Below are 19,792 nucleotides of genomic sequence, written 5' to 3'. Positions count from 1 at the left end.
AATGCTGGCATTGATTGCTGGAACAGGCGCATTGCCGGGCGAAGTGGTTGCCCGTCTTTCCGACCGTCCGCTGATTTGCGCGATGGAAGGTTTTACGCCTGACGCTCTGATCGCGGATATCGTCTTTCCATTGGAACAGCTGGGAAGCTTCCTTGCAGATTTGAAAGCGCGCGGCGTGACCCAGATCTGCATGGCTGGCGCGGTGCGCCGTCCCGCTATCGATCCATCGCGGATTGATGCGGCCACGATGCCTCTGGTTCCAGTACTGCAACAGGCGATGATGTCCGGGGATGACGGGGCATTGCGCGCCGTGATCGGCATATTCGAAAACTCTGGACTGACCGTTCGTGCCGCTCACGAAATTGCCCCGGCGTTACTGCCGGAACTAGGGTGCCTTACCGAAACGCAGCCATCCGAGGCTGAACTGTCCGATGCAGACAGGGCAGCGGGTATTCTGCGGGCCATGGGAGCTGCGGATATCGGTCAGGCTTGTGCGGTGTCCAAAGGGCAGGCGCTTGCGGTCGAAAGCATCTACGGCACAGATTGGATGCTGCAATCCTTGACCCAACGACCGGATGCGGGGGGTGGCGTTTTGTTCAAAGCGCCGAAACCCGATCAGGACCGACGTGCTGACTTGCCGACCATTGGCCCTGGGACCGTTTCTGGTGCGGTGGCAGCTGGGCTGGCGGGTATTGTCATCGAAAAAGGTGGCGTGATCGTGTTGCAACAGGATCGTGTGATCGACGAATGCAACCGTCTGGGCCTGTTTCTGTATGTGCGTGAGCGGGCGATCTGATGCGCGTCTTCCTGGTCGCCGGTGAACCTTCGGGCGACCGTTTGGGCGGCGCCTTGATGGAAGGATTGCGCAGTCTCGTACCCGATATCCAGTTCGATGGCGTTGGCGGACCGCTGATGCAGGCACAGGGTTTGGACAGCCGCTTTCCAATGGCCGAACTGTCGGTGATGGGGCTGGTTGAGGTTTTGCCCAAGTTCTTCCACCTGAAACGCCGGATTTCTGAGACCGCTCAGGCCGTTCTGGATACGCAGCCCGATGTATTGATTACCATCGACAGCCCGGATTTTTCACTGCGCGTCGCCAAGCAGGTAAAAGCGCAGAGTGATATCAGAACGGTGCATTACGTCGCCCCCAGTGTCTGGGCATGGCGCCCCGGGCGTGCGGACAAGATGGCCAAGGTGATCGACCAAGTTCTGGCGTTGTTACCATTTGAACCGCCCTATATGGAACGTGCGGGGATGGAGTGTGATTTCGTTGGTCATCCGGTGGCCAGCGAACCGATAGCTTCGGATCAGGATATCCAGGATTTTCGCGCGACCTACGATCTGGGCGACGCACCGATCATACTGGCGCTTCCTGGTTCGCGTGGAGGCGAGATTGAGCGTCTGGCTCCGATCTTTGGTGAGGCGCTGCGCCTTTATCTGAATGAACGGCCGTGCGCACGTATTGTGGTGCCCGCGGTTGCGCATATGGTGGATACCGTCACCGAGCATATGCAAAGCTGGCCCGGAAACCCTGTTGTCGTCGATCCGCGCGAGATGCCTTCGGATCAGGCACAAGCACAAAAGCAGGTCGCGCTTGCGGCGGCAGAGTTGTCGCTGGCCGCTTCGGGGACGGTTTCGTTGGAACTGGCCGCGCAATCGACGCCTATGGTGATAGCGTATAATCTGAACTGGCTGACCACTCTGATTGCCAAGCGGATGGTCAAGCTGGATACTGTAACGCTAGTCAATCTGGTGTCCGAGACCCGAGCGGTCCCCGAGTGTTTGCTGGATGATTGCCAGCCTGAAAAGATAGCAGAGGCGTTGAAACAGGTCGCGGCTGCCCCCGATGCGCAGCGCGATGCCATGACCCTCACGATGGAACGTCTGGGGCGCGGAGGTGAGGCCCCCGGTTTGAGGGCCGCCCGAGCCGTTCTTGATCGGATGACTCCGTAATGCTGGATTTCGTGCTGTTCGGACTGTCTGCCTTTATAGCTCAGATTCTGACCAATCTGGACAATCTGGCGGCGCTGCTGGCGCTATCGCTGGTGTCGGGGGCCAAACGCGCGGTCTTTGGCTTTCTGCTTGCGCAGGGGGTCGTGATCAGCGCAGCGCTTTTGCTGGCGTTGGGGGTTGAGGATGTCGTACCGCACTGGGCCGGGTATCTGGGTCTGATACCTCTGAGTTTGGGCATCTTAGCCTTGATCCGGCAAAGGCGGGGAACCGAGACTGAAACGCACGCAAATCTGGATACCGGGGCGTCGGTGATCATGGTCACGCTGCTGTTCATCAGCCTGTCGATGGATACGTTCGCCGTCCTTGCGCCTCTGCTGGCCGACTCGGCCCCCACGTTCAGAACGGCTGGTGTTATCGGGGCCGTGTTGGCGGCACTTGGTCTGGCAACCGTTGCGCTGTTAGGGGCCAAAGCGCCGTTCATGAGCGGCACGCTGGCCCGGCGGTTGGAACGGTTGGTTCCCTATGTGATGATTTGCGCCGGGCTCTATATCCTTAGCAACTCGTGGACGGACGCGATTTAGTACCCGCGCCAGATCCAGCCGCCGCCAAAGATACGGCTGCCTTCCGACGCGTAGAACACACAGGCCTGACCGGGTGAGACACCTTCTTCGGGCGTCAACAGCTCAACCTCTGCCGTGGTATTGGACAAAGGTCTTACGATCGCCTCGCGCGGGGGGCGGGTCGAGCGGACCTTGACCAGAACATGCCATTCATCTCGTGAGGTGAAGGGTTCATCCCCAAGCCAGTTGATTTCGCGCACAGGAATGGTTCGGGTGGCCAGCATCTCTTTGGGGCCAACAACGACTTGTTTCGCATCCACGTCCAGTTTTACGACATACAATGGCTCGCTAAGGCCACCGATGCCCAGACCGCGGCGTTGTCCGATGGTATAGTGGATCACACCGTTATGCTGCGCCAGAACGCGACCGTCCGCATGCACGATCTCACCGGGTTCTGCCGCACCGGGGCGCAGTTTTTCGATGACGCTGGCATAATTGCCGTTGGGCACGAAGCAGATGTCCTGACTGTCCGGCTTGTCCGCCACGGCCAGCCCGTATTGCGCTGCCATCTCGCGGGTGGCGTCCTTCGAGGGCAGGTGGCCCAGAGGGAAACGCAGGAAATCCAACTGCTCGGGTGTGGTCGAGAACAGGAAATAGGACTGATCGCGGTTCGCGTCCTCGGCGCTATGCAACTCTGGCCCATTGGGACCCATTTTGCGCTGGATATAGTGACCGGTGGCCATGCAGTCGGCCTCAAGATCCTTGGCGGTCTCCAGCAAATCCTTGAATTTGACCCGTTCGTTGCAGCGGATGCAGGGCACCGGAGTAGCACCTGCCAGATAGCTGTCAGCAAACTCGTCGATCACCGCGTCTTTGAAGATGTTCTCGTAATCCAGAACATAGTGCGGAAATCCGCGTTCCTCGGCCACACGGCGCGCGTCATGGATATCGATCCCCGCACAGCAAGCACCTTTCTTGGCCAGCGCTGCACCATGATCGTAAAGCTGTAGCGTTACACCAACCACGTCATAGCCCTGGTCGGCCAGGTGGGCCGCCACGACAGAGCTGTCTACGCCACCGGACATGGCAACAACCACCCGCGTTTCCGAGGGCGGTTTGGCAAAGCCAAGCGAATTGAGTTGGGTCTCGGCAGCGAGGGCCATGATGATTCCAGTGCGGGTTAAGAAAGACCGGCAGAATATAGGAAAATTCTACACACTCTCAAGGGGCGGTTTCACTCAGCATTAAGTAGGGTGGTGTCAGCTTTGTCGCAGCACGAAGAGGGTCATAAAATGTTTTTGCACAAAGTTGAGGGTCCAAGATCCATAACCCTACCGGATGGAACGGTTTTATCGCGCGCCGATCTGCCGCCAAGGGATACGACACGCTGGGTCGCATCGCGCAAGGCAATCGTCGTGCGGGGGGTGGTTTATGGGCTGATCACACTGTCAGACGCTAAAAAGCGATACGGCCTTAGTGATGAGGAATTTAACGCCTGGGTTGCCGCTGTTGCTGAACACGGAACGGACGCTTTGAAAGTGACTGCGTTAAAAAAATATCGACAACCTAAGGGTGAAAGGGAATAAATGATTCAACGGTAACGTCAGATTAACCATTTTTGAGCAGGCTCAATTTGAATTGGTAAATTGACCCGAATTGGAGCAGTAAATGCGTATACTTCTTGTCGAGGATGATCCGACTACGTCCAAAAGCATTGAATTGATGCTGACACACGCAAACCTCAACGTCTATGCAACGGATTTGGGTGAGGAAGGTATCGATCTTGCAAAGCTTTATGACTACGATCTGATCCTGCTGGACTTGAATTTGCCGGACATGAATGGGCATGAAGTCCTGCGGCAACTGCGCATCGCTCGGGTGGAAACACCGATCCTGATCCTGTCAGGCGCAGACGACACGGAAAGCAAAATAAAAGGATTTGGGTTCGGTGCCGACGATTATATGACCAAGCCCTTCCATCGAGAGGAGTTGGTGGCCCGAATCCATGCCATCATCCGCCGCTCAAAAGGGCATTCGCAATCCATCATCCAGACCGGTCGCGTTGCGGTTAACCTCGATGCCAAAACGGTCGAAGTGGAAGGCAAAGCTGTTCATCTGACCGGTAAGGAATATCAGATGCTTGAGCTGCTGAGCCTACGTAAGGGCACCACGTTGACTAAAGAGATGTTCCTGAACCACCTCTATGGCGGCATGGACGAGCCCGAGCTGAAAATCATCGACGTTTTCATCTGCAAGCTGCGTAAAAAACTCAGCAACGCCACCAGTGGTGAAAATTACATCGAGACAGTTTGGGGCAGGGGCTATGTCCTGCGTGATCCGCAAAGCAACAGTGTTGACGAAACGCGGATGGCGGTTGGGGCCTGATTTGAACATGGTCGCCCGTGGTCCGGGGCGACCGCTTTCACTCACTGAACAGCACGTCTGGACCTGACCATGACCTCGCCCTATCACTGAAGTCCAAGACTAAGTGACAGGGCGAGGCCATGAGCAAATTGATTCCGGTATCTGACCTGACCGAACAGGCCGCGCGCGCTGAGTTGGCGCAATTGGCCGAACAGTTGGCGCGGGCAAACACGCTGTATTACGGCGAAGACGCCCCCGAGATTTCGGACGCCGAATATGATGCGCTCAAGCGTCGAAATGCTGAAATCGAAACGCGGTTTCCGCAACTAAAGCGCGCCGACAGCCCCTCGGATCAAGTCGGCGCTCGCCCGTCTGACGGTTTTTCGAAAGTTACCCATGCTGTTCGCATGATGTCGCTGGGCAATGCGTTCGACGACGAAGACGTGCAGGATTTTGACCGCTCAATCCGAAAGTACCTCGGGTTGGAAGCATCTAAACCTTTGTCTTACACGGCTGAACCTAAAATTGACGGTCTGTCGCTTTCCTTGCGGTATGAGAAGGGCAAATTGGTTCAGGCGGCCACCCGCGGAGACGGCGAAGTTGGTGAAAATGTCACGGCAAATGCCCGGACTATTTCAGATATTCCCCAAACCTTGGAAAATGCGCCCGACATTTTGGAAGTTCGGGGCGAGGTCTACATGTCTCATGAAGACTTTGAAAAGCTAAATGCGCGGCAGGAAGAGGCAGGAGAAAAGCCTTTCGCCAATCCACGAAACGCGGCTGCGGGTTCCTTACGGCAATTGGATTCGTCCGTCACGCGATCCCGTCCATTGCGGTTCTTTGCCTATGCCTGGGGTGAGCTGTCCGAACCGTTGGCAGAAACCCAAATGAAGGCAATTGACCGGTTGCGCGGTCTTGGTTTCGCCACCAATTCCCTGACCCAGCTGTGTGAAACGACGGATCAGATGCTGGCGCATTACCGCGAGATCGAGGCCCAACGATCCACCTTGGGTTATGATATCGACGGCGTCGTCTACAAAGTGAACGATCTGTCCTTGCAGGGGCGTCTGGGTTTCCGCTCCACAACCCCCCGCTGGGCGATTGCGCACAAGTTTCCTGCAGAACTGGCCTGGACCCGACTTGAAGCGATCGACATTCAGGTTGGCCGCACTGGGGCGCTCAGCCCGGTTGCCCGGTTGCACCCGGTCACGGTGGGTGGTGTGGTCGTGTCGAATGCCACCTTGCACAACGAAGATTATATTGCGGGTCGTGACGCCAAAGGTGGTACTATCCGCGACGGCAAGGATATTCGGGTCGGTGATTGGGTGCAGGTATACCGCGCTGGTGATGTGATCCCGAAACTGGCCGATGTCGATATCTCGAAACGACCCGAAGGGGCAGAGCCGTTTCAGTTCCCAAAGACCTGCCCCCAATGCAACAGCGACGCGGTCCGCGAAGAGGGCGACGCAGTGCGCCGCTGTACCGGGGGTGTAATTTGTCCGGCACAGGCGGTTGAAAAGCTGAAGCACTTCGTTTCTCGCAAGGCCTTCGACATCGAAGGTTTGGGCGCCAAGCAGATCGAGATGTTTTACGATGACCCGGATCTGCCAGTTAGAACGCCGGTCGATATTTTCACCCTGCAGACACGCGATGCGGCAAACCTGAACAAACTGGCCAATCGCAAAGGCTGGGGGGCGCAAAGTGCGGGTAACCTGTGGGAGGCCATCGATGAGAAACGAAAAATTCCCTTTGGTCGGCTACTGTTTGCACTCGGCATCCGCCATTTGGGTGAGGCCGCGTCGAACCTGATCGCGACACATTATGGAAACTGGGGTGACTTTGAACGCGCCATTACCTCTGCGGCGGGGTTCGAAGGCCCCGAATGGGACGACTTGTTGGGCGTGGATGGCGTCGGCGAGGTTATGGCCCGCGCCCTCATATCAGCCTTCGCGCAAAAGGCCGAGCGCGCCAGCATTGATGCGCTGGTCGCCCAGCTGGACATACAAGAGGCGAAACGCCCCGACACAGCCGGCAGTCCGGTCGCAGGCAAAACAGTCGTCTTCACGGGCACGCTGGAAAAGATGACTCGCGCTGAGGCCAAGGCCCGCGCCGAGGCATTAGGGGCTAAAGTCTCGGGTTCGGTCAGCAAGAAAACCGATATTCTGGTTGCCGGCCCCGGTGCTGGCTCCAAGGCAAAGAAAGCTGCCGAACTGGGTATTGAAACATTGGATGAGGATGGCTGGTTGCAGCTGATCGGAACTGCATGAGCGGGCGCCCGGAAAGCCTGTTTCCGCTGTTCGCGGGGTTGGAAACTTTGGATGGGGTTGGGCCGAAGACAGCTCAGGTCTTGACCCAAGCGGGGACGGAGTCGCCGCGCGATGTGCTGTTCAGCCTGCCATATGCCGTCATTGACCGCCGTCGGCGCGATACGATTCAGGGTGTTGACCTGCCGACCACACTGACAGTTGAAGTGACTGTTGGTACGCACCGGCCCGCCCGCAATAAGGGCGGCGCTTACCGGGTGCATGTCGAGGATAGCCAGGCAGATTTCCAGTTGGTGTTCTTTCACGCGCGCGGTGACTACCTGAAGCGTATTTTGCCGGAAGGTTCACGGCGGGTGATTTCGGGCAAGCTCGAACTGTTCGATGGCATGGCGCAGATGGTCCACCCGGATCATATGGTGCCTGTGGAAGAGGCGCAGGAAATTCCGGATTTTGAACCGGTGTATCATCTGACACAGGGGATCACACAGAAAACGGCCTATAAGGCTGCCCGCAGCGCGTTGGCGCGGGCCCCGGAATTGGCTGAATGGATCGATCCCACCCTGGTGGCTAAGCAAGGGTGGTCAGCCTGGGCCACTGCAATTGCAGCTGCGCATAACCCGCAGGGGGCAGATGATGTGGCTGCTCATGCTCCGGCACGGGAACGTCTGGCCTATGATGAGTTGTTTGCGCATCAATTGACGTTGGCCTTGGCCCGTCAGCGAGAGCGGAAAGCGCGGGGTCTGGTCAGTGCCGGAACGGGTGCTTTGCAGGCCAAGGTTCTTGCCGGCCTGCCATATCAACCTACCAAAGCGCAGTTGCGGGCCATTGACGACATCGCTGGCGATATGGCTTCGGACGCGCGTATGAACCGGTTATTGCAGGGCGACGTGGGTGCGGGCAAGACGCTGGTGGCCTTTATGGCCTTGCTCATCGCGGTCGAGGCCAAAGGCCAGGGCGTCATGATGGCGCCTACCGAAATTCTGGCCCGGCAACATCTGGAGGGATTGCGCCCGTTGGCCGAAGAGGCTGGGGTCGTGCTGGAAATCCTCACTGGCCGGGACAAGGGCGCGGAACGACGTGCAAAGCTGGCGGCGCTGAAGAATGGCGATATTCAAATCCTGGTCGGAACTCACGCGGTATTTCAAAGCGATGTTGAATTTAGGGCGCTCCGGCTTGCGATTGTCGATGAACAGCACCGGTTCGGTGTTCGGCAACGAATGGAGTTATCGGAAAAAGGGCAGGGCGCGGATGTGCTGGTGATGACCGCCACTCCGATCCCTCGCAGTCTGGCCTTGGCGCAATATGGCGATATGGATGTTTCGGTGCTGGACGAAAAACCGCCGGGACGAAAACCTATCAAGACGGCCATCATCAGCACAGATCGTATGGACGATGTCGTTTCGCACCTACATCGCGCGATTGATGAAGGGCGCCAGTGTTACTGGGTGTGCCCGTTGGTCGACGAATCCGAAGTTTCAGACCTGACGGCGGCCGAAGAGCGTTTCAAACGCTTGCGCGCCATTCTGGGCGAAGGAGTGGTCGGGTTGGTGCATGGCCAGATGCCATCGGTCGATAAAGATGCTGCCATGAAGGCATTTCAGGATGGGCAAACCAAGATACTTGTCGCCACAACCGTGATCGAGGTTGGGGTAAATGTCCCAAACGCCTCGATCATGGTCATAGAGCGCGCTGAGATTTTTGGGCTTGCGCAACTGCACCAGTTGCGCGGACGCGTTGGGCGTGGTGAGGCGGATTCAACCTGCCTGCTGATGTATCAGCCTCCGCTCAGTGAAAGCGGGCGGAAACGATTAGAAGTGCTACGCGAAACCGAAGACGGGTTTCGTATTTCAGAAACTGATCTGCAAATGCGTGGCGCGGGTGATTTGATCGGGACAGCGCAATCCGGGTTGCCGAAATTTCGGATCGCAGACCTGGAACGTCAGGCAGGGTTGATGGCAACGGCGCAGACTGATGCCCGTGCGTTTCTGTCTGCTGATCCCCGTTTGAAATCGGACCGGGGGCAGGCGGCACGTGTTCTGCTGTGGCTTATGAAACAGGATCAGGCAATCCGTTTGATTTCAGTAGGTTAGAAATTTTGTTCCACTAAGTTCACAAATGTTCTCAAAAAGTTCTTTACCGACTCATCAAAATATGAGAACAAAAGGTCAACAAAGGATTAAATCTCGACCGGAGGTGAGACCATGCTGACCCAGATCAAGACCGCCCTGAGCCGCTCGCAATCGACGATTTTGCAAGATGCTGTGGGGGCCGTGTCTTTGGTGGTCATGTTGATGGTTGCCCTGCACCTGCCCGGAGCATTCTAAGCCTTTCTGCCTGCGATCTCGTGCCGATCATACCGCGCTGTCATCCCCATTTCAGTCAAGGGTGACCTGCCTGTCCCAATTCCCTTGAGGGGCCTGCCTCGGCCCCGTGCGGCTATCCGGACCCCACGCGAGACACGCACAACCTGCCGCCGCCCTTTCCGCCCGGAAGGTGCGGCGGTTTTTTCTTATAACTGCCCGGTTTTCATGATCTCAAGAAGCGCGGACAGAACGGAATTCACTGCGACCGAAGCCAAGATCATTCCCATGACCCGGCTGATAATCGCAGCACCCGAAGAACGGATGACACGGATTATCGGGTCCGCCAGCAGCATCAGAACAAACGAAATCAGAATAACGGACAGCATGACCAGCGCCGTAATACCCTGATCCGCGGCGCTGTAACGGTTATTGTCGGTGAGAATGACAATCGCCAGCATTGCACCGGGTGACGCCAAGGACGGTACTGCCAACGGGAAAATCGCCGGATTGGGTTTGTTGGCGGAAATCTCCATTTCCTCTTCAGCTTCATGCTGTTCGACGACTTGTTTGCTTTCGCCAAAGATCATTGTCAGCGCGAAAAGGAACAGGATGATACCACCAGCGACCTGAAACGAATTCAGCCCGATATCCAGCGCCTCGATCAGCAATTGGCCGAAAATCAAAAAGAACAGAAGGACACCAGCGCTGACCAGCGCGGCGAGCAGGGCTGTTTTGCGACGGGCCGCTGCAGTCAGGCCCGCTGTGACGGCTATGAAAACAGGGATTGTGCCAATCGGGTCAATTACGACCCAGAGTGTAACAAAGTGTTCAAGCAATTTTTCCATCCAATCCCCCCGACATCATGCGGGGTGATTAAACCGGATTGCCCGCAAAAATTCCAATGTTATGCGCAATTTGCCTGTTCAGCTTGCCGCATCGCTTCGGCGGTGGCCTCAAGGGCCAGCAGTATCGATGCGTGGCGGTTCTTGTAGTCCCGCGCAGGGATCAGAACTTCGAGCTCATCAAATGGTGCATCAGGTACGGGCCCGTCTTTCTTCAACATGGCGGCCAATTGATCGCGTGCAGTTTCCACCTGCGCCCGAGTCGCCCCAATGATGGCACTGCCCACGACTGAGGCCGAAGCCTGGCCCAAGGCACAGGCTTTGACGTCCTGCCCGAACTCCGAGATCTTGCCGTCCTGTATCTTCACATCAACGGTCACCGTCGATCCGCACAGGGGTGAGCGTTTTTTCACCGTAGCATCAGGATTCTCGAGCCGGTCCAGATGCGGAATATCCGCAGCCAGCGCCAGAATGCGGCCGGAATAGAGCTTTATCAGGTCGTTCTCGCCGGACATGGCTTTCCCTCGTTGTCTGTTCCCCATACATAGTGAGCATCTACCGGGATGCAAAAGGTTTTTCTCATGTCTGCCACCGTCGCGTTTGATCCGTCCTCGCTGAAGTTTAATGAGGCCGGGCTGATCCCTGCCATCGCTCAGGATGCAAGCTCGGGTGAAGTGTTGATGATGGCCTGGATGAATATTCAAGCCATTGAGAAGACGTTGGAAACCGGGCGCGTCACATATTGGTCGCGGTCGCGTCAGTCGTTTTGGATCAAGGGCGAAACCTCGGGCCATGTGCAGGAATTGGTGGATTTCCGCTTTGATTGTGACCGCGATTGTATGCTGGTTCTAGTGCGTCAAACCGGTGCTGCGTGCCATACAAATCGCCGGACCTGTTTCTATACCGCGGTACGAGGCGGCGACGAGGTCGAGCTGATGTCACCCATGGAGTGACCGGTTCACAGTCCAACCATCGCCCGGATATCTGCTGGCGACGCCCCCTCGGCCCGGTATTTCGAGATCGCCCGTGCGTCGTCACGCTTGGCCAAACGTTTTCCAACATCGTCGCGGATCAACCGGTGATGAAAGTACTGTGGTGTCGGTAGACCCAGCAACGCTTGCAGCACAACATGAATACGGGTCGCTTCGAACAAGTCCTGGCCGCGTACAACATGGGTAATACCCTGTGCGGCGTCGTCCAAGACCACTGACAAGTGATAGGACGTTCCCATATCGCGTCGCGACAGGACAACGTCGCCGATTGTGTCTGTCAGCTCGCCTAAAGAAAACGGGATGGTGCCCGTCTCTCCATTTGGTCCCGCGCCGGATTCGTGAAATGCGCCGACTTTTGCACCGGGTTGGGCCGAACCCGTAAGCACGCGGCCTGCAGCGGCCATATCCAATCTCAAAGGAATGTCCGTGGGACGTTGTGTGTCTCGACGTTTGCCACGGCACGTCCCAGGGTAGATGATCCCATCAGGCCCGTGCAACGGTGCACCTTCTTGTGGGGCACTGGCCGCAGCGGCGATATCTTTGCGGTTGCAGGTGCAGGGATAAAGCAGGCCCCGCGACCACAAGTCATCCAATGCTCTGTCATATACTGCCAACCGGTCGGACTGACGCATTATGGGTTCAGGCCACCACAGCTCAAGCCACCGCAGGTCATCATAAATTTGTTCTTCCCAGTGGGGGCGCGATCGAGATTGGTCGATATCCTCGATCCGCAGCAGGAATTGACCGTCTTCAGACCCGGCCAGATCATGGGCGAGCATCGCTGAATACGCATGTCCCAGATGCAACGGACCTGTGGGAGATGGCGCAAATCGGGTTTTAAATATCACGCTTTTTCAACGATATATACGTCTGACTTAAGGTCCATTCCTGGTAGGTGTGGACCGTATTCCCGAAACAGCAAACGAGCTGCCCCCATATCAAGCCAATCATTCAAGCGTGAAGTGTAAGAGACGTCCTCAAGCGCATGATCATTAAAGGAAAAGCCAAGCAGGCCACCTTCGGGAAGCGCGCGCATCAGCATATCGAAAACCTCGGGCGGTGCTGCGCCAACCCCAATGACACCGATTGCGGTGATCGCCTTGTAGGCTCCTTGATCCAACGGATCGGGATTGGTGATCTCAAAGGTTGAAAGACTTCTATAGACCCCCTTGGCCAGAGCGCCTTCTAGCATCTTCGGAGTTGGATCAACGCCGTCAATCACTTCGAAACCCGCCGCACGCAAGGCTACACCGGACAATCCGGTGCCACAGCCATAATCCAGGATCGGTGTTTGCGGCTCGGGCAGTCTTGACCATAACGCCTCGGCCACCCGCCCGGGGGTCGCATAGCCATGCGCGCCAACCTCGGCATCATAGGAGGACGCCCATTTTTGATAGTGCGCATGCGTCTCTTGCGGGGTGTCCAGATTATAGACGTCTTTGAGGTACTTATCGCTCATACACGGATACTACGCTGCATGAGCCAACAGCGTCCAGTCAACACTGCTCCAGCCAGTTAGTCCACTCGGCCTTGGCGCGATCCGTATAAGCTTTGTAGCGGTCCTTGCGACCGCGCCGACCGCCTTTTAGCCCGTCGACTGGTCGGAATAAGCCGAAATTGACGTTCATGGGCTGAAAAGTCTTGGCCTCGGCCCCGCCGGTGATGTGGTGGATCAGGGCGCCCATGGCGCTGTCCTGCGGAACCTCGGGCAGGGTCCGGCCCAGAATCTCGGCCGCGGCCAGACGACCGGCCAACAGGCCCATCGCCGCGCTTTCGACATAACCCTCGACCCCGGTGATCTGCCCCGCAAAACGGATATTTGGTTTCGATTTCAACCGCATCTGCGCATCCAAAAGCGTCGGAGAGTTGATAAACGTATTGCGGTGAATACCGCCCAACCGCGCAAAGCTGGCGTTTTCCAGACCGGGGATCATACGGAACACTTCGGTCTGCGCGCCATATTTCATCTTGGTTTGAAAGCCGACGATATTGAACAGCGTGCCAAGGGCATTGTCGCGGCGCAGTTGCACCACCGCATGCGGTTTGACGTCAGGCTGATGAGGATTAGTAAGGCCGACCGGCTTCATCGGGCCGTGGCGCAGCGTTTCGCGACCACGCTCTGACATCACCTCGATCGGAAGGCAGCCGTCGAAATACCCCGCCGTTTCGCCTTCGTGAAACTCAGTTTTGTCAGCGGCCAGCAGAGCGTCGATAAATGCCTCATACTGATCGCGGTCCATTGGGCAGTTCAGATAGGCGGTGCGTTCTTCCTCGGTCTCGCCTTTGTCATAGCGCGATTGCATCCAGGCTTTGCTCATATCGATGCTGTCGGCATAGACAATCGGGGCAATGGCGTCGAAAAATGCCAGGGACTCTGCACCCGTTTCGGTTCGGATGGAGTCACCCAATGTTGCCGATGTCAAAGGACCAGTGGCAAAGATCCAGTGGCCGTCATCGGGCAGGGCAGTGACTTCTTCCCCTGTAACCTCGATACGCGGATGGGCCTGCAGTTTGGCGGTAACCGCCTCGGCAAAAGGATCGCGGTCTACAGCAAGCGCACCACCCGCGGGCAGCCGGTGCGCGTCCGCCGTTGTCATGATCAGGCCGTTCGCGGCGCGCATTTCCCAATGCAGCAAGCCAACGGCGTTCTGTTCATCATCGTCTGAGCGGAATGAGTTCGAACACACCATCTCGGCCAGATTGCCAGTTTGGTGCGCAAAGGTGCCTACTTTGGGTCGCATTTCGTGGATCACCACATCTACGCCCATTTCCGCCGCCTGCCAGGCGGCCTCGGACCCGGCCATGCCGCCGCCCACGATATGCAGTTTTTGTGTCATGCGCTGCCACATAGGACAGTGAACCGTGCAACGCAACACAGGCCGCTTAGTTTAAGAATTTATGGGAATTTTGGGGTCGCCGCTGCGGGAATGTCGACGCCGGTGAGAGAAACCAGCTTGGAGGGACCTTCCGCCCACGGCGACCCAAAAAGTGTATCTAGAGCCATAGCCCTGTCCCAGCATTGCCACAGTGTCGCCCTTTTGGGAAGTGCAAAATTACGAACAATCGTAAAAATTGTTGACAATAATCGCTTTATTGGTGCCAGTTCGGCGGCCTTTTTTCGATAAATGCGGATATGCCTTCTTCAGTATCGCGATGCAGCATATTCTGCGCCATTACGTCTCCGGTATAGTCATAGGCCTGCTCCAGAGGCATTTCCAGCTGCTTGTAGAAGGCCTGTTTGCCGATTTTCACAGCCGAACCCAATTTGGCCGCAAGCTGATCGGCAAGCGACACGGTTTCATGCTCCAACAGCATTTCGGGCACGACGCGATTGATCAGACCCAGCTCGGCTGCGGTTTCGGCCGAGATAAAGTCGCCAGTCGTCAGCATCTCGAACGCGCGCTTGCGCGAGATGTTCCGGCTGAGGGCAACCATCGGTGTCGAGCAGAACAAACCGATATTCACACCGTTCACGCCAAACCGCGTACCTTCAGCCGCGACGGCCAGATCGCAGGTGGCGACCAACTGGCATCCCGCAGCGGTGGCGATACCGTGGACCTGTGCGATGACCGGTTGGGGCAGGGACCGGATTGACAGCATCATCTGGGTGCATCTGGCGAACAAGCCCTGGAAATAAGCTTTGCCGCCGTCCTCGGCCTGACGTCCGGCTGTCATCTGTTTCAGATCATGACCCGCACAGAACGCTTTGCCTTCACCGCGCAGGATAACCGCCCGAATCGCGCTGTCATCGCGCAGGCTGTCGAACTCGGATTGCAGGGCAGCCAGCATTTCGTCGCTCAGGGCGTTCAGACGATCGGGCGCGTTCATTGTCAGTGTGGCGACTGCGCCTGTGTCGTTACGTTCCAAAATTGCCATCTTGCCCTCCGTAGCGATGTTGGGCCAACTCTAGGTCGGCAAGTCGAGGAGGGGAAGCATGTCATTGGCCATGAGCCGGGAAGACCTGATGGAATACCTGCGGCAAATCTTCCCACAGGTACATCGGGATTTCGTCGTGGAAAAGCTGGATGAGGACTCGATCGAGATGCGATTGGTTGTCGAAGATCGCCATCTGCGCCCTGGCGGTACAGTTTCAGGGCCATCCATGTTCGGGTTGGCGGATGTTAGTGTCTATGCGATGATCCTGGCGCGCAAGGGACGCCAATCCTTGGCCGTTACCACGAACAGCTCCTTAGATTTTTTAAGAAAACCCGAGGGCGGCAAAGATATTATTGCCCGATGTCGACTGCTAAAGCTGGGCCGCAGTCTGGCTGTTGGGGATGTGCTTATGTTTTCAGAAGGGTCGGACAGACCCGTCGCGCGCGCCACGATGACCTATTCATTACCTCCCGAAGGATCGGCCGCGGCGGCCTTCGGATAAAAAAGGCCGGGCGAAGCCCGGCCAGGAAGAGGTCCCATCAAGGGACTGGGGAAAACTCAACCCTGCCAGAATGGGCGGGTGAATTCCTGACGAGCCTGATATCTTGTCAGACCGACATCCTTAAGAAGCCTGTCATCCAGCTTGGACAGATTGAGCCGGCTACGGCGTTGACGTTCCCATTTCGTGACCGTCGCCGCAAACCGCACGGCCAGCGCGGCGATCAGCGGCAGCCGGGGGCTGTCGTTCAGCAGCAAGAGGGCGGGGTTGTGCATCGAGCGTGTCATCAGGGTATCCTTTCAAATTGTATTGACACAAAGTTAAAGTGTTCGGTATATGTGCTTGATACATTCAGGATTGTGCCAAAATCAAAGGAAGAATTGTAATGGATACAATTTGGCCGGATTCGCTGCCAAAATCCAAGGGGCCGAAATATACTCTGGTCGCTGATACAATCAGAAAAGCGATTGATAACAAATTGCTGGAGGTCGGGACAAAGCTGCCCCCAGTGCGTGAATTGGCGTATCGGTTACAAATCACGCCGGGCACAGTTGCGCGGGCTTACACGATTTTGACGGATGAGGGATTGTTACACGCCGAGGTCGGACGTGGTACATTTGTCGCCCCGCCCAAATCGCCAATCCTGGATGATGTCTGGGCCCGTCAGCTGCATTTGCAAGACAACAAGTACAACGCCAATGTCAGCCTGTTCAGCCCACGATTGGCGGATGTTGGGCAGGTCTCGCTAATCCGGGAGTGCCTGCAAAAAGTGGCCCAGGCTGATCCGGGTCTATTTTTGAACTACCCGACCCGCGACGCCTATCAACCCATGCGGCAGGCGGTGGTGGAGTGGCTGTCTGACCTACCTTTGGGTGCATTGTCGCATGACGATATTGTGCTGACGCATGGGGGGCAAAATGGGCTGTGCCTTGTGTTTCAAACAATCCTGCGGGGGCCAAAACCGGTCGTTCTGGTCGAAGACCTTTCCTATGCCGGGTTCCGCCGGGCCGGGGAATTGATGCGCGCTGATGTGGTTGGCGTGAAAATGGATAAGTGGGGCGTCGATCCGTCCGCGATGGAACATGTCCTGCGCCAGACACCAGCACAAGCCATCTGCGTTTCACCAGAGGTACAGAATCCGACCGGCGCGCATACACCGCTTGAACGTCGGAAAGAAATTGTCGACGTGGCCCGGCGCTTTGACCTTCAGATCATCGAGGATGATTGTTATCGCATGGGCGACGCTCGTGAACCCAGCTTTCGTGCTTTGGCACCGGAACGGGGGTGGCATGTATCTTCAATCTCGAAAACTCTGACACCTGCGCTGCGTGTTGGGTTTGCCATTGCCCCGCGTGAGCGGAGCGTCGACCTGCGGCGTTCGGCGGAATACGGGTACTTTGGTTTGGCGCAGCCGTTGGCGGAATTGACCAGGTTGCTGCTGTCTGATCCTCGTACGCTGCAGATTGCAAGGGACGTGCGGGTTCGAATGGGTGAATATGTTCGCGTTGCGGTCAACGCCTTGGGCGGGTTCGATTTGAACTGGGCGCCGGATGTGCCTTTTGTGTGGCTGAACTTGCCTTCGGGTTGGCGCGCCGCAGCCTTCAGCCGTGCGGCTGAACGAGAGGGGATACAGCTCCGGTCTGCCGATGAGTTCGCTTTGCGGGACGGACGAGCCCCGAATGCGGTTCGTATCGCCATGAACGGGCATGTGTCCCTGGAACGGTTTGAAGATGCGATGCACAGGTTGCGGCGTCTGCTGGACAATCCGCCGGAACAGATCAGTGTTTGATCGTTCAATTCAGTGGGGCCGGATCACCAAAGAAACCCGCCAAATCGGATATTTTACCCTCGGCATCCAAACGAACAAAATCGTGGCCTGACACAACGATACCGCCATCCGGACCGATCATGTGCCAAGTAAAATGGACAACATCGTGATGGTTGGACGGTTCGCTGGTCAGTTCAACACGTCCACCAGAACTTAGTAGAACTTCGCCAATATGATCGCACAGGTTCACGCGGCCATTCACTTCGGCGGTCGGGTCGACATAGCGACCGTTTTCAGCAAAGCACTTTGTCAAAAGCACAAGGCGCTTATCCGGGCCCGTCTCTTGCCAGGATGCGCCATAGTCAGCGATGGTTTGTTGCCACTCCATAGTAGTCACGCTCCTTGAATCGAATTGCTTATTCAGTATAGCGGGCGAGGCGGGGCAGGGATAAATGGGCTTAATTATGGGGTAAAATAGTACCTATTTTATAACTCATTGATTTTACTATATTTAAAAGAGTTTAGTGTTGTTGACCTGCGCTGCGGGGGCCTCTAAATACGCTCCATCGAATTCGGGCCGCTCTGATTTGGGGCGGTCTTTCACATCAAACAGGACTATCCTGCCATGAAAACCTTTTCTGCAACACCTGCAGACATCGACAAGAAATGGATCCTGATCGACGCCGAGGGCGTTGTTCTGGGCCGTCTTGCCTCGATCGTCGCCATGCGCCTGCGTGGCAAGCACAAAGCGTCGTTCACCCCGAATATGGACATGGGCGACAACGTCATCGTGATCAACGCTGACAAAATCCAGATGACAGGTAAGAAGCGCGAAGAAAACTTCTACTGGCACACTGGCCACCCGGGCGGCATCAAGTCGCGCACCAAGCAGCAGATCCTCGAGGGTGCACACCCCGAGCGCGTCGTGACCCAAGCGGTCAAGCGTATGCTGCCGGGCAACCGCCTGTCGCGTCAGGTTATGACCAACCTGCGCGTTTACGCCGGTGCCGAGCATCCCCACGAGGCGCAAGCGCCCGAAGTTCTGGACGTTAAGTCCATGAACAAGAAAAACACCCGGAGCTAATGACCGATGGCTGATCAGATCAATACTCTCGAAGAGCTGAGCGCCGTCGCAGGCGTTGAAACCGTGGCCGAAGAAGTCATCGTGCGTGAACCCGTGCGTGACGAGCTGGGCCGCTCCTACGCCACCGGTAAGCGTAAAGACGCTGTTGCCCGCGTTTGGATCAAGCCGGGTTCCGGCAAGGTCACCGTAAACGGCAAGGATCAGGACAAGTACTTTGCTCGTCCCGTTCTGCAGCTGATCCTGCGCCAGCCGTTCCAGGTTGCTGGTGTAGAAGGTGAGTTCGACGTTGTCGCAACCGTCAAAGGCGGTGGCCTGACCGGTCAGGCCGGTGCGGTCAAGCACGGCATCTCGAAAGCGCTGCAACTGTACGATCCGTCGCTGCGTGGCGCACTGAAAGCCGCTGGCTTCCTGACCCGCGATAGCCGCGTTGTGGAACGTAAGAAATACGGTAAGCGCAAAGCGCGTCGTTCGTTCCAGTTCTCCAAGCGTTAATCGCTGCAATATACAAATTTCAAACGGTCGCAAGAAATTGCGACCGTTTTCTTTTGGGCAATCAATATTTGACCGATACCCAGTGAGTAGTTTCTTTGGCCAAAGAGAGGTTTGTTGACTAACGCTCTGACTTCGAGAGCAAAGCGTTCTCGGCAACGGTCGTAAATTTCTCTCTGATCTGATTGATCTTGCGCCGGTTCAAAGACCGAAACCAGCGGCGAACGGGGATCATCTGCTTGCTACCAAAACTGTCTATCCACACCCAGCGGCCAGACCCGTCAGAAAACGTTTGATAGACAATATTGCCGGTATTCTTGTTGCTGATAAGGACCTGTTCTTCGATCAACATATCGAAGTGTTTGTGCAGAGAATTTAAGTGTTCTCGCGTAATGCGTCCGCTTTTGGCCAATTCCTTCAGGCTGGGCGACAACTGCCCGTCGGGTTCGGAAATTCGTTCATAGACGAGGGCAAGGCCGATATCGGTTTGCACAACACCCCGGACCTCGCAAACAGGAATAGCCTCATCCCTGTGCTGGTAACGCACCATAAGGTCAAAGGATTCGTGAAACTCGCGCAGGAAACCTTTGAATACAGTAGATCGCCGAAACGTTCGATCGAACCAAGTATCCCCTAATAGACCATCCTGACCATCCATTGTGTCAGGCTGCGGTATTTTTAGAAGCGCGTCTGACGTACCCGGGTGCATGTAGACAAACTGCCGATTACCCTGAGCAATCACCTCAGAGTTTTTGAGCCTTACCAGATTGTCGATTCGAGTCGTGGCCATGCTGTAAA

23 protein-coding genes are annotated in these 19,792 nt (G+C 56.5%); 13 read left to right on the top strand and 10 right to left on the bottom strand.

Annotated features, from left to right (window positions below; genetic code table 11):
* Position 1: 1 nt before the first annotated feature.
* Genes ACR0LY_RS03615 through ACR0LY_RS03605 form a run of 3 tightly spaced genes read left to right on the top strand, consistent with a single transcriptional unit; the run spans position 2 to position 2,534 of the window.
* Entirely contained in the window at positions 2 to 796 is a 795-nt protein-coding gene (locus ACR0LY_RS03615; RefSeq protein ID WP_170348646.1) for an LpxI family protein, read from the top strand.
* Positions 796 to 1,953 carry a lipid-A-disaccharide synthase gene (lpxB, locus tag ACR0LY_RS03610; protein WP_170348647.1) on the top strand — a complete coding sequence of 386 codons (1,158 nt, stop codon included), beginning with the start codon at positions 796 to 798 and terminating at the stop codon, positions 1,951 to 1,953. The genes ACR0LY_RS03615 and lpxB overlap by 1 nt, the downstream gene beginning before the upstream one ends.
* The gene (locus tag ACR0LY_RS03605) at positions 1,953 to 2,534 is read left to right on the top strand and encodes a cadmium resistance transporter (protein WP_170348648.1); all 582 of its coding nucleotides are present in this window, start codon (positions 1,953 to 1,955) and stop codon (positions 2,532 to 2,534) included. The genes lpxB and ACR0LY_RS03605 overlap by 1 nt, the downstream gene beginning before the upstream one ends.
* On the opposite strand, the gene mnmA is transcribed toward ACR0LY_RS03605, so the two are convergent.
* Positions 2,531 to 3,676 (bottom strand): tRNA 2-thiouridine(34) synthase MnmA, encoded by a 1,146-nt coding sequence (gene mnmA, locus ACR0LY_RS03600; protein WP_170348649.1) that lies wholly within the window; start codon positions 3,674 to 3,676, stop codon positions 2,531 to 2,533. The two genes, ACR0LY_RS03605 and mnmA, sit on opposite strands and share 4 nt — an antisense overlap.
* 129 nt (positions 3,677 to 3,805) lie before the next feature.
* Here mnmA and sciP point away from each other — a divergent pair, with 129 nt between their 5' ends.
* The 5 genes from sciP (at position 3,806) to ACR0LY_RS03575 (ending at position 9,465) form a co-directional block, all read left to right on the top strand.
* The gene (sciP, locus tag ACR0LY_RS03595) at positions 3,806 to 4,099 is read left to right on the top strand and encodes a CtrA inhibitor SciP (RefSeq protein ID WP_170348650.1); all 294 of its coding nucleotides are present in this window, start codon (positions 3,806 to 3,808) and stop codon (positions 4,097 to 4,099) included.
* A gap of 82 nt (positions 4,100 to 4,181) precedes the next feature.
* The gene (gene ctrA / locus ACR0LY_RS03590; protein ID WP_170348651.1) at positions 4,182 to 4,898 is read left to right on the top strand and encodes a response regulator transcription factor CtrA; all 717 of its coding nucleotides are present in this window, start codon (positions 4,182 to 4,184) and stop codon (positions 4,896 to 4,898) included.
* A 119-nt stretch (positions 4,899 to 5,017) separates the two neighbouring features.
* Positions 5,018 to 7,144: an NAD-dependent DNA ligase LigA gene (gene ligA, locus ACR0LY_RS03585; protein ID WP_170348652.1), complete on the top strand. Its 2,127-nt coding sequence runs from the start codon at positions 5,018 to 5,020 to the stop codon at positions 7,142 to 7,144.
* Positions 7,141 to 9,231, top strand: coding sequence for an ATP-dependent DNA helicase RecG (gene recG / locus ACR0LY_RS03580; RefSeq protein ID WP_170348653.1), 2,091 nt, complete (start codon positions 7,141 to 7,143; stop codon positions 9,229 to 9,231). The genes ligA and recG overlap by 4 nt, the downstream gene beginning before the upstream one ends.
* 111 nt (positions 9,232 to 9,342) lie before the next feature.
* Entirely contained in the window at positions 9,343 to 9,465 is a 123-nt protein-coding gene (locus ACR0LY_RS03575) for a hypothetical protein (protein WP_264187059.1), read from the top strand.
* A gap of 185 nt (positions 9,466 to 9,650) precedes the next feature.
* On the opposite strand, the gene ACR0LY_RS03570 is transcribed toward ACR0LY_RS03575, so the two are convergent.
* Together ACR0LY_RS03570 and ACR0LY_RS03565 are read right to left on the bottom strand one after the other, a co-directional pair.
* Positions 9,651 to 10,289 (bottom strand): MarC family protein, encoded by a 639-nt coding sequence (locus ACR0LY_RS03570; RefSeq protein ID WP_170348654.1) that lies wholly within the window; start codon positions 10,287 to 10,289, stop codon positions 9,651 to 9,653.
* A 59-nt stretch (positions 10,290 to 10,348) separates the two neighbouring features.
* Positions 10,349 to 10,801, bottom strand: coding sequence for an iron-sulfur cluster assembly scaffold protein (locus tag ACR0LY_RS03565; protein WP_170348655.1), 453 nt, complete (start codon positions 10,799 to 10,801; stop codon positions 10,349 to 10,351).
* A gap of 48 nt (positions 10,802 to 10,849) precedes the next feature.
* On the opposite strand from ACR0LY_RS03565, the gene hisI reads away from it, so the two are divergent.
* Positions 10,850 to 11,239, top strand: a complete 390-nt coding sequence (hisI, locus tag ACR0LY_RS03560; RefSeq protein WP_170348656.1) for a phosphoribosyl-AMP cyclohydrolase — start codon at positions 10,850 to 10,852, stop codon at positions 11,237 to 11,239.
* Between the two features lie 5 nt (positions 11,240 to 11,244).
* Here the strand turns inward: hisI and gluQRS are convergent, their stop codons facing one another.
* The 4 genes from gluQRS to ACR0LY_RS03540 all read right to left on the bottom strand — a co-directional run bounded on the left by gluQRS (position 11,245) and on the right by ACR0LY_RS03540 (position 15,154).
* Positions 11,245 to 12,126 (bottom strand): tRNA glutamyl-Q(34) synthetase GluQRS, encoded by an 882-nt coding sequence (gene gluQRS, locus ACR0LY_RS03555; protein ID WP_170348657.1) that lies wholly within the window; start codon positions 12,124 to 12,126, stop codon positions 11,245 to 11,247.
* Complete coding sequence (locus ACR0LY_RS03550; protein WP_170348658.1) at positions 12,123 to 12,737, bottom strand: class I SAM-dependent DNA methyltransferase; 615 nt, start codon at positions 12,735 to 12,737, stop codon at positions 12,123 to 12,125. The genes gluQRS and ACR0LY_RS03550 overlap by 4 nt, the downstream gene beginning before the upstream one ends.
* Before the next feature lie 37 nt (positions 12,738 to 12,774).
* Positions 12,775 to 14,115 (bottom strand): methylenetetrahydrofolate--tRNA-(uracil(54)-C(5))-methyltransferase (FADH(2)-oxidizing) TrmFO, encoded by a 1,341-nt coding sequence (gene trmFO, locus ACR0LY_RS03545; RefSeq protein ID WP_170348659.1) that lies wholly within the window; start codon positions 14,113 to 14,115, stop codon positions 12,775 to 12,777.
* 253 nt (positions 14,116 to 14,368) lie between these two features.
* A complete protein-coding gene (locus ACR0LY_RS03540; RefSeq protein ID WP_170348660.1) occupies positions 14,369 to 15,154 on the bottom strand; it encodes an enoyl-CoA hydratase in 786 nt (261 codons plus the stop codon).
* Positions 15,155 to 15,212: 58 nt separating this feature from the next.
* Between ACR0LY_RS03540 and ACR0LY_RS03535 the strand changes: the two genes are divergently transcribed.
* Complete coding sequence (locus ACR0LY_RS03535; protein WP_170348661.1) at positions 15,213 to 15,656, top strand: PaaI family thioesterase; 444 nt, start codon at positions 15,213 to 15,215, stop codon at positions 15,654 to 15,656.
* A 56-nt stretch (positions 15,657 to 15,712) separates the two neighbouring features.
* On the opposite strand, the gene ACR0LY_RS03530 is transcribed toward ACR0LY_RS03535, so the two are convergent.
* On the bottom strand, positions 15,713 to 15,940 hold the full coding sequence (locus ACR0LY_RS03530; protein ID WP_170348662.1) for a DUF1127 domain-containing protein: 228 nt from the start codon (positions 15,938 to 15,940) through the stop codon (positions 15,713 to 15,715).
* A gap of 98 nt (positions 15,941 to 16,038) precedes the next feature.
* Here ACR0LY_RS03530 and ACR0LY_RS03525 point away from each other — a divergent pair, with 98 nt between their 5' ends.
* Positions 16,039 to 17,442, top strand: coding sequence for an aminotransferase-like domain-containing protein (locus tag ACR0LY_RS03525; RefSeq protein WP_170348663.1), 1,404 nt, complete (start codon positions 16,039 to 16,041; stop codon positions 17,440 to 17,442).
* 4 nt (positions 17,443 to 17,446) lie between these two features.
* Here the strand turns inward: ACR0LY_RS03525 and ACR0LY_RS03520 are convergent, their stop codons facing one another.
* Positions 17,447 to 17,809, bottom strand: a complete 363-nt coding sequence (locus ACR0LY_RS03520) for a nuclear transport factor 2 family protein (protein WP_170348664.1) — start codon at positions 17,807 to 17,809, stop codon at positions 17,447 to 17,449.
* Between the two features lie 237 nt (positions 17,810 to 18,046).
* Between ACR0LY_RS03520 and rplM the strand changes: the two genes are divergently transcribed.
* Both rplM and rpsI read left to right on the top strand, forming a co-directional pair.
* On the top strand, positions 18,047 to 18,505 hold the full coding sequence (gene rplM / locus ACR0LY_RS03515) for a 50S ribosomal protein L13 (protein WP_170348665.1): 459 nt from the start codon (positions 18,047 to 18,049) through the stop codon (positions 18,503 to 18,505).
* A gap of 6 nt (positions 18,506 to 18,511) precedes the next feature.
* Positions 18,512 to 18,997: a 30S ribosomal protein S9 gene (gene rpsI / locus ACR0LY_RS03510; RefSeq protein ID WP_039535473.1), complete on the top strand. Its 486-nt coding sequence runs from the start codon at positions 18,512 to 18,514 to the stop codon at positions 18,995 to 18,997.
* Between the two features lie 118 nt (positions 18,998 to 19,115).
* On the opposite strand, the gene ACR0LY_RS03505 is transcribed toward rpsI, so the two are convergent.
* On the bottom strand, positions 19,116 to 19,784 hold the full coding sequence (locus ACR0LY_RS03505; protein ID WP_302477180.1) for a YrbL family protein: 669 nt from the start codon (positions 19,782 to 19,784) through the stop codon (positions 19,116 to 19,118).
* Positions 19,785 to 19,792 lie beyond the last annotated feature (8 nt).

The sequence above is a fragment of the Ruegeria sp. BC5 genome, assembly GCF_056539205.1.
This window is presented reverse-complemented; position numbering and strand designations above follow the sequence as displayed.

Coding starts and splice junctions, on each gene's coding strand:
- ACR0LY_RS03535 (WP_170348661.1), top strand. CDS start 15,213: ATGTCATTGGCCATGAGCCGGGAAGACCTGATGGAATACCTGCGGCAA.
- ctrA (WP_170348651.1), top strand. CDS start 4,182: ATGCGTATACTTCTTGTCGAGGATGATCCGACTACGTCCAAAAGCATT.
- ACR0LY_RS03540 (WP_170348660.1), bottom strand. CDS start 15,154: ATGGCAATTTTGGAACGTAACGACACAGGCGCAGTCGCCACACTGACA.
- ACR0LY_RS03505 (WP_302477180.1), bottom strand. CDS start 19,784: ATGGCCACGACTCGAATCGACAATCTGGTAAGGCTCAAAAACTCTGAG.
- sciP (WP_170348650.1), top strand. CDS start 3,806: ATGTTTTTGCACAAAGTTGAGGGTCCAAGATCCATAACCCTACCGGAT.
- ACR0LY_RS03565 (WP_170348655.1), bottom strand. CDS start 10,801: ATGTCCGGCGAGAACGACCTGATAAAGCTCTATTCCGGCCGCATTCTG.
- ligA (WP_170348652.1), top strand. CDS start 5,018: ATGAGCAAATTGATTCCGGTATCTGACCTGACCGAACAGGCCGCGCGC.
- ACR0LY_RS03570 (WP_170348654.1), bottom strand. CDS start 10,289: ATGGAAAAATTGCTTGAACACTTTGTTACACTCTGGGTCGTAATTGAC.
- ACR0LY_RS03520 (WP_170348664.1), bottom strand. CDS start 17,809: ATGGAGTGGCAACAAACCATCGCTGACTATGGCGCATCCTGGCAAGAG.
- rpsI (WP_039535473.1), top strand. CDS start 18,512: ATGGCTGATCAGATCAATACTCTCGAAGAGCTGAGCGCCGTCGCAGGC.
- mnmA (WP_170348649.1), bottom strand. CDS start 3,676: ATGGCCCTCGCTGCCGAGACCCAACTCAATTCGCTTGGCTTTGCCAAA.
- ACR0LY_RS03550 (WP_170348658.1), bottom strand. CDS start 12,737: ATGAGCGATAAGTACCTCAAAGACGTCTATAATCTGGACACCCCGCAA.
- rplM (WP_170348665.1), top strand. CDS start 18,047: ATGAAAACCTTTTCTGCAACACCTGCAGACATCGACAAGAAATGGATC.
- ACR0LY_RS03615 (WP_170348646.1), top strand. CDS start 2: ATGCTGGCATTGATTGCTGGAACAGGCGCATTGCCGGGCGAAGTGGTT.
- ACR0LY_RS03525 (WP_170348663.1), top strand. CDS start 16,039: ATGGATACAATTTGGCCGGATTCGCTGCCAAAATCCAAGGGGCCGAAA.
- lpxB (WP_170348647.1), top strand. CDS start 796: ATGCGCGTCTTCCTGGTCGCCGGTGAACCTTCGGGCGACCGTTTGGGC.
- hisI (WP_170348656.1), top strand. CDS start 10,850: ATGCAAAAGGTTTTTCTCATGTCTGCCACCGTCGCGTTTGATCCGTCC.
- ACR0LY_RS03575 (WP_264187059.1), top strand. CDS start 9,343: ATGCTGACCCAGATCAAGACCGCCCTGAGCCGCTCGCAATCGACGATT.
- recG (WP_170348653.1), top strand. CDS start 7,141: ATGAGCGGGCGCCCGGAAAGCCTGTTTCCGCTGTTCGCGGGGTTGGAA.
- trmFO (WP_170348659.1), bottom strand. CDS start 14,115: ATGACACAAAAACTGCATATCGTGGGCGGCGGCATGGCCGGGTCCGAG.
- ACR0LY_RS03530 (WP_170348662.1), bottom strand. CDS start 15,940: ATGACACGCTCGATGCACAACCCCGCCCTCTTGCTGCTGAACGACAGC.
- ACR0LY_RS03605 (WP_170348648.1), top strand. CDS start 1,953: ATGCTGGATTTCGTGCTGTTCGGACTGTCTGCCTTTATAGCTCAGATT.